Raw genomic sequence first — 12253 nt, 5'->3', positions numbered from 1 at the left:
AAGTGCCGTGGGGCGCGGATCGTATGTGATCCGCGCCCCACTTCATGCAGGTGTAACAACCGAAACGGCTACCCGCCCGCTACTGGTCCCGGTACATCTCGGCGACGAGGAAGGCCAGGTCGAGGGACTGGCTGCGGTTCAGGCGGGGGTCGCAGGCCGTCTCGTAGCGCTGGTGCAGGTCGTCGACGAAGATCTCGTCGCCGCCGCCCACGCACTCGGTGACGTCGTCACCGGTGAGCTCGACGTGGATGCCGCCCGGGTGCGTGCCGAGCCCCTTGTGGACCTCGAAGAAGCCCTTGACCTCGTCGAGCACGTCGTCGAAGCGGCGGGTCTTGTGGCCGGAGGCCGCCTCGTAGGTGTTGCCGTGCATCGGGTCGGTGATCCAGGCCACGGTCGCGCCCGAGGCGGTGACCTTCTCGACCAGCTCGGGCAGCTTGTCGCGGACCTTGTCGGCGCCCATGCGGACGATGAAGGTCAGCCGGCCCGGCTCGCGCTCCGGGTCGAGGCGCTCGATGTACTGCAGCGCCTCCTCGACCGTCGTCGTCGGGCCCAGCTTGATGCCGATCGGGTTGCGGATCTTCGAGGCGAACTCGATGTGCGCGCCGTCCAGCTGACGGGTGCGCTCACCGATCCACACCATGTGGCCCGAGACGTCGTACAGGTGGCCCGTACGCGAATCGACCCTGGTCAGCGCCGACTCGTAGTCGAGGAGCAGCGCCTCGTGGGAGGCGTAGAACTCGACGGTCTTGAACTCCTCCGGGTCGGCCCCGCAGGCGTGCATGAAGTTCAGCGCCTGGTCGATCTCGCGCGCCAACTGCTCGTAGCGCTGCCCGGACGGGGAGGTCCGTACGAAGTCCTGGTTCCAGGCGTGCACCTGGCGCAGGTCGGCGTAACCGCCGGTGGTGAAGGCGCGGACCAGGTTGAGCGTGGAGGCGGAGGCGTTGTACATCCGCTTCAGCCGCTCGGGGTCCGGGATCCGGGCCTTTTCGTTGAAGTCGAAGCCGTTGACGGAGTCGCCCCGGTACGTCGGCAGCGTCACGCCGTCACGGGTCTCGGTTCCCTTGGAGCGCGGCTTGGAGTACTGGCCGGCGATCCGGCCGACCTTCACGACCGGCACCGAGCCGGCGTACGTGAGGACGGCGCCCATCTGGAGCAGCGTCTTGAGCTTGGCCCGGATCTGTTCGGCACCGACAGCGTCGAACGACTCCGCACAGTCGCCGCCCTGAAGCAGGAATGCCTCACCCTTGGCGACGGCCCCGATCCGCGCGCGCAGCTGGTCGCACTCGCCCGCGAAGACGAGCGGCGGATACGACTCGAGGTCCGCGATCACATCGCGCAGAGCCTCGGCATCGGGGTACTCGGGCTGCTGCGCCGCGGGCAGGTCTCGCCAGGTCGCGTTGATGGCGACGGCTTCGGAATCAGCGTTCACGGTCACCTCACAAACATTACGGGGTCGTGTCGAGTTGCTTTCCCCGTGCCCGACTGATGAGACGGCTGAGGCCGCGGCTCGGCAGCAGCGTCTTGAGAGGCCACGGAGTCACAGGCCCGTCCGGCAGCCGAATCGGGTAGGGTGCCGCGCATGTTCGCGCATTCGATCCAGACCTGGTGGTGGACCGCTCATCCGGCGGCCCACTGACTGCGCGTACGCAAGACTTCGCGAAGGCCGCCCGAGGGGCGGCCTTCGGTGTTTTCGCGACCAGGGCCGTTCCTCTCCCCAGACTCCGAGAGGGAACACGGACCCATGAACCTGCTCGACCTGCTGGACGATCCCCGCCCGTTCGCCCTGCTGCGCCGCCGCACGCCGGGCCACGACGACACTACGGTCGAGCTGCTGCTCGGCCCGGTCTCCGAGTACGAGCGGCTGGCCGACATCCCCGAGGGCCTCGCCCTCATTCCGTACCGCCAGATCCGGGAGCGCGGCTTCGACGTCCGCGACGACGGCACGCCGCTGGCGGTGCTGGTCCCCGAGGAGACGTACGAAGTCCCCCTGGAACACGCCCTGTTGGAGCTGCCCTCGCACGACGTGAGCGTCGAGGGCGGTGGCTTCGACGTCGGGGACGACGAGTACGCCGGGATCGTCGGGCGGGTTCTGCGCGAGGAGATCGGGCGGGGCGAGGGGGCGAACTTCGTCATCCGGCGTACGTACGAGGGCGAGATCCCGGGGTTCGGGCGGGCCGACGCGCTGGCCCTCTTCCGGCGGCTGCTGGTCGGTGAGCGGGGCGCGTACTGGACGTTCGTCGTGCACACGGGAGACCGCACCCTCGTCGGGGCCAGTCCCGAGGTGCACGTCCGGATGTCCGGAGGGACCGTCGTCATGAACCCGATCAGCGGGACGTACCGCTACCCGGCCGGCGGTCCGACCCCCGAGGACCTGCTGGACTTCCTCGCCGACGGCAAGGAGATCGAGGAGCTCTCGATGGTCGTCGACGAGGAGCTCAAGATGATGTGCACGGTCGGCGACATGGGAGGTGTCGTGATCGGGCCGCGGTTGAAGGAGATGGCCCATCTCGCGCACACCGAGTACGAGTTGCGGGGCAAGTCGTCGCTGGATGTGCGCGAGGTGCTGAAGGAGACCATGTTCGCCGCCACGGTCACCGGGTCGCCCGTGCAGAACGCCTGCCGGGTCATCGAGCGGTACGAGCCCCTTGGGCGGGATGGTGTCGGACGCGGGTACTACGCGGGTGCGCTGGCGCTGATCGGGCGGGATTCCGGAGACGCCCAGACCCTCGACTCCCCCATCCTCATCCGGACCGCCGACATCGATGCGCGAGGGCGGCTGCGGGTGCCGGTGGGTGCGACGCTCGTACGGGGGTCGGATCCGGCGAGTGAGGTCGCCGAGACGCATGCGAAGGCGGCGGGGGTGCTGGCGGCTCTGGGGGTACGGCCCGGTCGGCCCGGCGAGGAGGGCGTACGGCCGAGGCTCGCGGACGACCCGCGGGTGCGGGCCGCGCTCGATGGGCGCCGGGCCTCGTTGGCACCGTTCTGGCTGCGGATGCAGGAGCGGTCGGCCGAGCTGGAGGGCCATGCCCTGGTCGTGGACGGCGAGGACACCTTCACGGCGATGCTCGCGCATCTGCTGCGCTCGTCGGGGCTCGAGGTGACCGTCCGGCGGTACGACGAGCCGGGGTTGCGGGAGGCCGTCCGGGAGCACGAGGGGCCGCTGGTCCTCGGCCCCGGTCCGGGCGATCCCTCGGACATGACGGACTCCAAGATGGCGTTCCTGCGCGGCCTCACCGCCGAGGTGATCCGCGAACACCGGCACGGGGTGCTGGGCGTCTGCCTCGGGCATGAGCTGATCGCGGCGGAGCTGGGCCTGGAGATCGTACGGAAGGAAGTCCCGTACCAGGGCGCCCAGACGGACATCGACCTCTTCGGGCGGACGGAGACCGTCGGCTTCTACAACAGCTTCGTGGCGCGGTGCGACGACGAGGCCGCGGTCGAGCTGGCGGCCCATGGAGTCGAGGTCAGCCGCAGCGGGGCGGGAGAGGTGCACGCGCTGCGCGGGCCGGGCTTCGCGGGGGTTCAGTTCCACCCGGAGTCGGTGCTGACGCTGCGCGGCACGGACGTTGTGCGGGAACTGGTGGGTCAGCTGGCCGAGGGAGCGGGTACCAGCACGTTCTCGGAGCGGCGGCCGGCTGTGTAGTCGAGGAGGGTTCTCGCCCCTTCGCGCCTACCCGTCCCGTCCCCGGGGCTGCCGCCCCCAGACCCCCGCTTCGGCCTGAACGGCCTCGCTCCTCAAACGCCGGACAGGCTGGAAATCAGCCTCTCCGGCGTTCGAGGAGCGGGGCGAAGACACCGATGGCCTCAGCCGAAGAACACGCCCACCTCCTCGTACAGCCTCGGATCCACCGTCTTCAGGCGGGCCGTCGCCTCCGCGATGGGGACGCGGACGATGTCGGTGCCGCGGAGGGCGACCATCTTGCCGAAGTCGCCGTCGCGGACGGCGTCGATGGCGTGCAGGCCGAAGCGGGTGGCGAGCCAGCGGTCGAAGGCGCTGGGCGTGCCGCCGCGCTGGACGTGGCCGAGGACCGTCGTACGGGCCTCCTTGCCGGTGCGCCTCTCGATCTCCTTGGCCAGCCACTCGCCCACGCCGGAGAGGCGAACATGCCCGAAGGAGTCGAGCGAGCCGTCCTTGAGCACCATGTCGCCGTCCTTGGGCATCGCGCCCTCGGCGACGACGACGATCGGGGCGTACGACGCCTTGAAGCGGGAGGTGACCCAGGCGCAGACCTGGTCGATGTCGAAGCGCTGCTCGGGGATGAGGATGACGTTGGCGCCGCCCGCGAGGCCGGAGTGCAACGCGATCCACCCCGCGTGCCGGCCCATGACCTCGCAGACGAGGACGCGCATGTGCGACTCGGCGGTGGTGTGCAGGCGGTCGATCGCCTCGGTCGCGATCCCGACGGCGGTGTCGAAGCCGAAGGTGTAGTCGGTGGCCGACAGGTCGTTGTCGATGGTCTTCGGTACGCCGACGACGGGCACCCCGTACTCGTCGGTGAGGCGCCCGGCGACGCCCAGCGTGTCCTCGCCGCCGATCGCGATCAGCGCGTCGACCTCCTGCTTGGCGAGGTTCTCCTTGATCCGGGCGATGCCGTTCTCGACCTTGAGCGGATTGGTGCGCGAGGAGCCGAGGATGGTGCCGCCGCGGGGCAGGATGCCGCGCACGGCGGGGATGTCGAGCCGGACGGCGTCGCCTTCCAGCGGACCCCGCCAGCCGTCCCGGAAGCCGGTGAAGTCGTAGCCGTACTCCTGCACGCCCTTGCGGACGATGGCCCGGATGACGGCGTTGAGTCCGGGGCAGTCGCCGCCCCCGGTCAGTACTCCGACCCGCATGGAAAATCCCTTCGCCGCGGTTGGCTGATGGGACTCACGCTAATAGTGATCCAGGTCACTTCGGCATGGGCTGGAAGGTCAATTTCGGTGAATTGTGCGGGCGTTGATCACTCACTTTCACTCGATGGTGTGCATCGGCCGGTTTACGCGTCGTCGAGGCCACGCTCGATGGCATAGCGCACCAGCTCCACGCGGTTGTGCAGCTGGAGCTTGCCCAGGGTGTTCTGCACGTGGTTCTGGACGGTGCGGTGGGAGATCACGAGGCGCTCGGCGATCTGCTTGTAGCTCAGACCCTTGGCGACCAGCCGGAGGACCTCGGTCTCACGGTCGGTGAGTTGCGGGGCCTTGGGCTCGTCGGCGCCCGGGCCCGGCGCGGGCTCGGAGGCGAGTCTGCGGTACTCGCCGAGGACCAGGCCCGCGAGCCCGGGCGTGAAGACAGGGTCGCCGACTGCCGTGCGGCGCACCGCGTCGATCAGCTCCTCCGTGGAGGCCGACTTGAGCAGATAGCCGGTCGCCCCCGACTTGACCGCCTCCAGGACGTCGGCGTGCTCGCCGCTCGCGGAGAGGACCAGGACGCGCAGGGCGGGGTTGGCCCCGACCAGCTCTTTGCAGACCTGGACGCCGGGCTTCGCGGGCAGGTTCAGATCGAGGACGAGGACGTCGGGCCCGGCGGCCTGCGCTCGGCGCACGGCCTGCTCGCCGTCGCTCGCCGTGGCGACGACGTCGAATCCGGACTCCCCCAGGTCGCGGGCGACCGCGTCGCGCCACATGGGGTGGTCGTCGACCACCATGACCCTGATCACGCCCTGCCCCTGCCCCTGATCCTGCCCCCGGCCCTGATCCTGATCCTGGCCCTGCTGGTCCGCGGCCCTCGTCATCGCCGCTCCGCCTTCCCCCGTGAACCCTTCGGGTCCTTCGAGTCCTTCGGTACCTTCAGTTCCACTTCCGTGCCCTGGCCCGGGACCGAGATCACTTCGGCCGTGCCCCCGATCTCGCGCAGACGTCCACGGATCGACAGGGCCACACCGAGGCGTCCCTCCCCCTCGGCCTGGGCGAGCCTCCCCTCGGGGATGCCCGGTCCGTCGTCGCGGACCGTCACGATCACGGCGTCCGGCTCGTCCTCGACCAGGATCCACGTCCGGGCGTCCGCCCCCGCGTGCCTGTGGACATTGTCCAGGGCAGCACCGACAGCGGCGGCCAGTTCCTTCGCGCGGGCCGGCGCGAGCGTCACCGGGGCACCCGGCTCGGAGAAGGTCACCCTCGCGGTGGCGTACGGGGCCAGCAGCGAGCGCAGGTCGCAGGGGCCGGCGTCGTCGTCCGTGCCCGGCTCGTCCGGCACCTCCACCGCGCGCACCACGGCGCCTTCGGTCACGTCCTCCGACACACGCGAGACCGGCACCAGGCCGCCCGACACCAGCGTGCGCAGCGCCACCTCCTGCTCGCCCGCCATCCGTCCCAGTTCCGCGGCGTCGCCGCCGAGCGCGGAGCCGCGCCGCTGCACCATGGCGAGGACCTGAAGGACGCTGTCGTGAATGTCGCGGGCGAGGCGCTCGCGCTCGCGGGTCGTGGCCTCGATCTCCAGGGCGCGGGCGAGGGTGCGCTCGGAGGCTCGGGCGACCTCGACGACGTATCCGATGGCGATGGAGGCGACCCAGACCAGCAGCACGTTGTGGATCGTGTCCTGGCTGGCCGCGCCGCGCTGGACGATGTTCGCGACCCCGACGAGCGCCGAGGCGAAGGCCGCCCAGCGCCAGCCGCCCTTGATCGCGAAGGCCAGCACGGAGCCCGCGGTCCATATCGACGGGAGGGTCGGGCCGCCGGCCTCGATCCGCTCCTGCGCGTCCGCGACCGGTGTGAGCAGGATGCCGGTGAGCGCGATGGTCAGGTCGGCGGTGAGGAACCGCTTGGTGCAGTTCGCCGCGTTGGCGACCCTGGGCAGGGTCGCGAAAGTCCAGGTGAAGAGCACCACGAAGTAGCCGATGGCCACCTCGGGGCGGACGAACTCGTCGTACTTCGTGACGAAGAGACCGATCGCGTAGAACATCGTCAGGACGCGATACGCGGTGAGCGCGCGCCACAGCGGCTGCTCGACCGACATTCTCATGACTCTCTCGCGCTTGGCCATGTCCCCCACTACCCCATCCCCCGACGGTCCCGTCTAGGAGCCGGACCGTTCCTTCTCGGCCTGCTGCCGGGCCTGTTCGGCTTCCTTCTCCGCTTCCTTCTGGGCTTCCTTGTCGGCCTGCTCGGCTTCCTTCTCCGCTTCCCTCTGGGCTTCCTTGTCGGCCTGCTCGGCTTCCTTCTGGGCCTGCTTCTGCGCCTTCGCCGCCTCCGCGATCTGCCGCTTGGCGGCCGTCGCGTAGATGTCGACGTACTCCTGTCCGGAGAGCTTCATGATCTCGTACATGACCTCGTCGGTCAGCGCGCGCAGGACGAACCGGTCGTGCTCCATGCCGCTGTAGCGGCTGAAGTCCAGGGGCTTGCCGATGCGGATGCCCGGGCGCATCAGCTTGGGCATCACCTTGCCCGGCGGCTGGATCTTCTCGGTGTCGATCATGGCGACCGGGATGACGGGCGCGCCGGAGGCGAGCGCCACGCGCGCGAGGCCGCCGGGCTTGCCGCGGTAGAGGCGGCCGTCGGGCGAGCGCGTGCCCTCGGGGTAGAGGCCGAACAGCTCACCGCGTTCGAGGACCTCGATGCCGCTCTTGATGGCCGCCTCGCCCGCGCCGCGCGCTCCGGAGCGGTCCACCGGCAGCTGGCCGACGCCCTTGAAGAAGGCGGCGGTCATCCGGCCCTTGATGCCGGGCGTCGTGAAGTACTCGGCCTTCGCGATGAAAGTGACCTTGCGGTCGAGGACCGCGGGCAGGAAGAACGAGTCCGAGAACGACAGGTGGTTGCTCGCCAGGATGGCGGGGCCGTCGGCGGGGATGTTCTCGAGGCCTTCCACCCAGGGCCTGAAGACGAGCTTCAGCGGCCCTCCGACGGAAAACTTCATGGCGCCATAGATCACCCGAGTGCCTCCTGTGTCGTCGATCAGACCTTAACCCGGGGCGCTGTCAAAGGACCCGACGGCCCTGGTCGGTGTCAGTGCGGTCGCGTACGGTGAAGTAGGCCTCGAAGCTTCGGGGTGATCGTCGCGTCACCCCGTACGGGCACGCCGCTCCACCAAGAACACGCCCCTCTGACGAACAGGAGACCGAAGGTGCCGGTCCTTCCTGGAGCCGAGCCGTTCCGCCACGAGGGCGGAGAGGTCGGGGTCCTCCTCTGCCACGGCTTCACCGGTTCCCCGCAGTCGCTGCGCCCCTGGGCGGAGTATCTCGCCGAGCGCGGTCTGACCGTCGCGCTGCCGCTGCTGCCCGGGCACGGCACGCGCTGGGAGGACATGCAGATCACCGGCTGGCAGGACTGGTACGCGGAGGTGGACCGCGAGCTGCGCGGGCTGCGCGAGCGCTGCTCCCGGGTCTTCGTCTTCGGCCTCTCCATGGGCGCCGCGCTCACCCTGCGGCTCGCCGCGAAGCACGGGGACGCGGTCAGCGGCGTCGTGGTCGTCAACCCCGCGAACAAGGTGCACGGCCTGTCGGCGTACGCCCTGCCGGTGCTCCGGCATCTCGTCAGGACGGTGCACGGCATCACGAGCGACATCGCCAAGGAGGGCGGCATCGAGATCGGCTACGACAGGGTGCCCCTGCACGCGGCGCACTCGATGCGGAACTTCTACCGGCTGGTCGACGGCGAGCTCCCCCAGGTGACCCAGCCGTTGCTGCTCCTGCACAGCCCGCAGGACCATGTCGTGCCGCCCGCCGACTCGGCTCGCATCCTCAGTCGGGTGTCATCCACGGATGTCACGGAGATACTCCTGGAACAGAGTTACCACGTCGCGACGTTGGACCACGACGCGGACCGGATCTTCGAGGAGAGCTTCGCCTTCGTCTCCCGGCTCGCACCCGGCGCCGGCAAGGAGGCCGACGCGGGTCAGGCGGGGCAGCAGGAAGGGACGGCCATCAGTGGCTGAGCACGACGCGGACCGCGAGCCCGACGAGAAGGACGCGGCGCCCGGCGAGGAGCAGGGCCCGTCGTTCGACGAGGCCGCGGCGTGGGAGGCGATCGTCGCGGGGTACGGCGACGAGCCGCCGGACCCGCCCGGCGCCAAGCCCTTCAAGTCGGTCGAGGACCTGGCGCTCCTGGAGCCCGAGACGAACGACAGCGGCACGAAGAGCTCCACGGGTTCCGAAGGAACCAAGGACGTGAAGAGCGCCGAGGACACAAAGGACACCGCCAAGGGCGGCGAGGCCGCCAAGGACGGCGATGATTCCGCGGCGGAGGACGAGCCCGCTTCCGGGAAGCCGCTCGGCAGCTCCGTCTCCTTCGCGCCCGCCCTCTCCGGTCCGCGGGACTACTCGGCGCCCGAGCCGGCCGAGGAGGACTTCGACGAGGACGACGAGGGCCACTTCGTGCCGCCCGAGCCGCCGCCGCTGCCCGCCGCGGACACGACGGCCAAGTTCGCCTGGCTGGCCGTGATCGGCGGCCCGCTCCTGCTCCTCCTCGCCGTTCTGCTCGGCTGGGACATGACCTGGTGGCTGGCCACCCTCGGCATCGGCGGATTCCTCGGCGGCTTCGCCACGCTGGTCGCGCGGATGCGCGGCGACGACGAGGACGAGGACGACCCGGGGCGCGGTGCCGTGGTCTGACGCCTGTTCGCACACGTACGTGAGGGCCCGCCCGGAGACGCTCCGGGCGGGCCCTCACGTACGTCCCTCGGCTGAGTGGAACCCGGCAGGGTTCCCGGGGGCCCAGACGTACGAGTTCCTCCACGGCGAAGCGACGGCTTCAAGGCCTCACGACGACGGGGGAACCCTGAGGGCGGCCAGGACCGGCAGATGGTCCGTGGCCGCCCTCAAGTCGGCCTCCGTCACTCCCGGCTGTCCCAGCGGCACCCCGCAGCCCAGCACCTCCACGCCCTCCGTGGCGAAGAGCGCGTCGATCCGCTGGTGGGGGTCGGCCGGGGTGGACGTGTACTCCGCGCCCCAGGGTGCGACGGCCCAGCAGTCCTGGAGTTCGGTGGCGAGACGCTTGAAAGTGCGGCCGTTCGGGCGTTCGTTGAGGTCGCCGCCCGCGATGACGTGCGGGGTGCCCAGTGCGGCGAGGCGGTCCAGGAACATGCCGCCCTGCTCGTACCGCTCGGCCTTCTGAAGGGAGAGGTGGCAGCTCAGTACGCCGATCCGCGCACCCCCGAAACGTACGACCGCCGTGGCGAAGCCGCGCCGGTGCAGGCCCGGGGTGAGGGGCAGGAGCACGTCGTCGGTCCGTTCGACCGTCGCCCGCAGCGAGCAGAGGAGGGCGGGCCCGGACGCCGTGGCTCCGCCCGAGAGAAGCACCTGCCCCGACACCCTCGCGAGACGGGCCAGCTTCTTGCGCCAGCGGAAGAACCGCGGGGCCTCCTGGACCAGAACGAGGTCTGGTGCGCAGGCGCTGATCACGCGGGCGAGCGCGTCGGTGTCGTCGCGCATGGAGCGGATGTTGTAGCTGAGCACGCGGATGACGGCGGAGCCGTCGGGCTCAGTACGGGATTCGGGTAGCGGACTGGCTGAAGGGCTGGTCGGCATAGTGATCAAGATATATGCCGAGGAGTCTCAGGCCGGCGGTTTCCCGCGGGCCGGTGGGGGCTGCTCGCTCCCCCACTCTCGGCTTCTCCCCCACTCTCGGCTTCGCTCGAGCGGGGGGACCACCGTGAGCGGGGGCACGACCCCCATCGCGGCGGAGCCGCACAATGACGCAGCCCCGCGCCCCTTACGGGGCACGGGGCACGTCGTCCGGAGGGCATCACATGATCGGGTCCGGCTCCCGGGCCAGGTCCGCCGCGCCCACCAGGCCCGCCTTGTTGCCGAGCTGGGCGGCGATCACGTCGGCCACCGGGCGCCAGTTGCCGCCGACGAGCCAGCGCTTGTAGGACTTGCGGATCGGGTCGAGGACGAGCTCGCCCTCGTCCGACAGGCCGCCGCCGACGATGAACGCGGAGGGGTCGAAGAGCGAGGCCAGGTCGGCCAGGCCCGCGCCCGCCCAGCGGGCGAGCTCGCGGTACGAGTCCACGGCCACCGGGTCGCCCTGGCGGGCCGCCATCGAGATGTGCTTGCCCTCGATCCCCGCGGGGCTGCCGTCGCCCAGCGAGAGCAGGATCTCCGCGTTCTCGGGCGTCGCGTTGGCCCGCTGCTTCGCGTACCGCACGAGGGCCCGGCCGGACGCGTACTGCTCCCAGCAGCCCTGCGAACCGCAGCCGCAGAGGATGCCGTCCGGGACCATCCGGATGTGACCGAACTCGGCGGCGACGCCGAAGTGCCCGCGGCGCAGCTTGTTGCCGATGATGATGCCGCCGCCGAGGCCCGTGCCGAGGGTGATGCAGATGACGTTGCGGTGGCCCTTGCCCGCGCCGAACTTGTACTCGCCCCAGGCGGCCGCGTTCGCGTCGTTCTCGACGACGACCGGCAGGCCCACGCGGGCCTCCACCTCCGCCTTGAGCGGCTCCTGCCGCCAGTCGATGTTCGGCGCGAAGTAGACCGTGGAGCGCTGACGGTTGACGTAGCCGGCCGCACCGATGCCCACGCCGACGATCTCGTGCCCGGCCCGGGCACCCTCGACGGCCGCGGCGATGGCGTCCACGATCGCCTGCGGCGTGCTGGGGGTCGGCACCTTGTGGGTCGAGAGGATGTTGCCTTCCTCGTCGACCACACCGGCCGCGATCTTCGTGCCGCCGATGTCGACGCCGATGGTGAGTCCCATGAATCCCTCAGTTTCGGTCGAGCCCCGCTATGGCCAACCGTACCCGAGCGTGTTCAGTCGAGGTCGATGTGTTCCCCGGCACCGGTGCCCTCGCCCTTGGGACGCGGGGCGGTGTCCTGGGTCCAGCGCCGTTCCTGTGCCTCGACGGCGGAGCGGTACGCGGCGAGCAGTTCGGAGCCGGCCGCGGCCAGGTGGTCGAACACGTCGGGGTTGCGCTCTATGACGGGCTCGACGGCGGCCTTGGCCTGCTGCACCACCTGGTTCACCATCTGCTGGGCGGCGCCGCCGGCCACCGCGCCGAAGAGCGGCGACTGCAGTCCGGACAGCTTGTCGGCGACGGTGTCGACGAGTTTGCGCAGTTCCTCGGCGGCCGAGCCGGGCGGCTGACCGTACTGGGTGCGGCGGCGGGCCTTCTCCGCGGCGAGGTCCTCGGCGCACGCCTTCGCCCAGGCATCGGCGTCGGTCGCGCGCACCTCGTCCGGTACGTCGTCTCGCACCTTGTCGAGCGCGTCCTCCGCGGCATCGGACGTGGGGCGCTCATCGCTCATGGCGGACTCCAAGCATTGGCTCTGTGTCTCTCGACGTTACCCGAACGGGGGTATGCCGTTCACGGTCTCCGCCACTGTGTCCGCGCCCATGGGCGGGA

Annotated in this window: 12 protein-coding genes; 4 read left to right on the top strand and 8 right to left on the bottom strand. The window is 70.5% G+C overall.

The genetic code is table 11. From position 1 onward, the window contains the following. Positions 1–79: 79 nt before the first annotated feature. Positions 80–1435 carry a class II 3-deoxy-7-phosphoheptulonate synthase gene (locus ACTWQR_RS00160; protein ID WP_443224741.1) on the bottom strand — a complete coding sequence of 452 codons (1356 nt, stop codon included), beginning with the start codon at positions 1433–1435 and terminating at the stop codon, positions 80–82. 144 nt (positions 1436–1579) lie between these two features. Between ACTWQR_RS00160 and ACTWQR_RS00155 the strand changes: the two genes are divergently transcribed. Further along, positions 1580–1636: a trp operon leader peptide gene (locus ACTWQR_RS00155; RefSeq protein WP_082319877.1), complete on the top strand. Its 57-nt coding sequence runs from the start codon at positions 1580–1582 to the stop codon at positions 1634–1636. 105 nt (positions 1637–1741) lie between these two features. Then, a complete protein-coding gene (locus tag ACTWQR_RS00150) occupies positions 1742–3643 on the top strand; it encodes an anthranilate synthase family protein (RefSeq protein WP_443224740.1) in 1902 nt (633 codons plus the stop codon). A 161-nt stretch (positions 3644–3804) separates the two neighbouring features. Here the strand turns inward: ACTWQR_RS00150 and ACTWQR_RS00145 are convergent, their stop codons facing one another. From ACTWQR_RS00145 to ACTWQR_RS00130, 4 genes are all read right to left on the bottom strand, one after another. Continuing rightward, entirely contained in the window at positions 3805–4833 is a 1029-nt protein-coding gene (locus ACTWQR_RS00145) for a 6-phosphofructokinase (protein WP_443224739.1), read from the bottom strand. 143 nt (positions 4834–4976) lie between these two features. Then, positions 4977–5624, bottom strand: a complete 648-nt coding sequence (locus tag ACTWQR_RS00140; RefSeq protein ID WP_443224996.1) for a response regulator — start codon at positions 5622–5624, stop codon at positions 4977–4979. An 83-nt stretch (positions 5625–5707) separates the two neighbouring features. Next, positions 5708–6958 carry a MacS family sensor histidine kinase gene (gene macS, locus ACTWQR_RS00135; protein ID WP_443224738.1) on the bottom strand — a complete coding sequence of 417 codons (1251 nt, stop codon included), beginning with the start codon at positions 6956–6958 and terminating at the stop codon, positions 5708–5710. A 33-nt stretch (positions 6959–6991) separates the two neighbouring features. Next, a complete protein-coding gene (locus ACTWQR_RS00130) occupies positions 6992–7828 on the bottom strand; it encodes a 1-acyl-sn-glycerol-3-phosphate acyltransferase (protein ID WP_443224737.1) in 837 nt (278 codons plus the stop codon). Between the two features lie 207 nt (positions 7829–8035). Here ACTWQR_RS00130 and ACTWQR_RS00125 point away from each other — a divergent pair, with 207 nt between their 5' ends. Further along, positions 8036–8845 carry an alpha/beta hydrolase gene (locus ACTWQR_RS00125; RefSeq protein WP_443224736.1) on the top strand — a complete coding sequence of 270 codons (810 nt, stop codon included), beginning with the start codon at positions 8036–8038 and terminating at the stop codon, positions 8843–8845. Further along, on the top strand, positions 8838–9521 hold the full coding sequence (locus ACTWQR_RS00120) for a hypothetical protein (protein WP_443224735.1): 684 nt from the start codon (positions 8838–8840) through the stop codon (positions 9519–9521). Before ACTWQR_RS00125 ends, ACTWQR_RS00120 begins: the two co-directional genes overlap by 8 nt. Before the next feature lie 147 nt (positions 9522–9668). Here the strand turns inward: ACTWQR_RS00120 and ACTWQR_RS00115 are convergent, their stop codons facing one another. The 3 genes from ACTWQR_RS00115 to ACTWQR_RS00105 form a co-directional block, all read right to left on the bottom strand. Continuing rightward, positions 9669–10436 (bottom strand): endonuclease/exonuclease/phosphatase family protein, encoded by a 768-nt coding sequence (locus ACTWQR_RS00115; RefSeq protein WP_443224734.1) that lies wholly within the window; start codon positions 10434–10436, stop codon positions 9669–9671. A gap of 217 nt (positions 10437–10653) precedes the next feature. Further along, a complete protein-coding gene (locus ACTWQR_RS00110) occupies positions 10654–11607 on the bottom strand; it encodes an ROK family glucokinase (protein WP_443224733.1) in 954 nt (317 codons plus the stop codon). 53 nt (positions 11608–11660) lie between these two features. After that, positions 11661–12155 (bottom strand): DUF5304 domain-containing protein, encoded by a 495-nt coding sequence (locus tag ACTWQR_RS00105; protein ID WP_443224732.1) that lies wholly within the window; start codon positions 12153–12155, stop codon positions 11661–11663. Between the last annotated feature and the right edge of the window lie 98 nt (positions 12156–12253).

The sequence above is a fragment of the Streptomyces sp. 2A115 genome, assembly GCF_052245575.1.
GTDB lineage: Bacteria > Actinomycetota > Actinomycetes > Streptomycetales > Streptomycetaceae > Streptomyces.
This window is presented reverse-complemented; position numbering and strand designations above follow the sequence as displayed.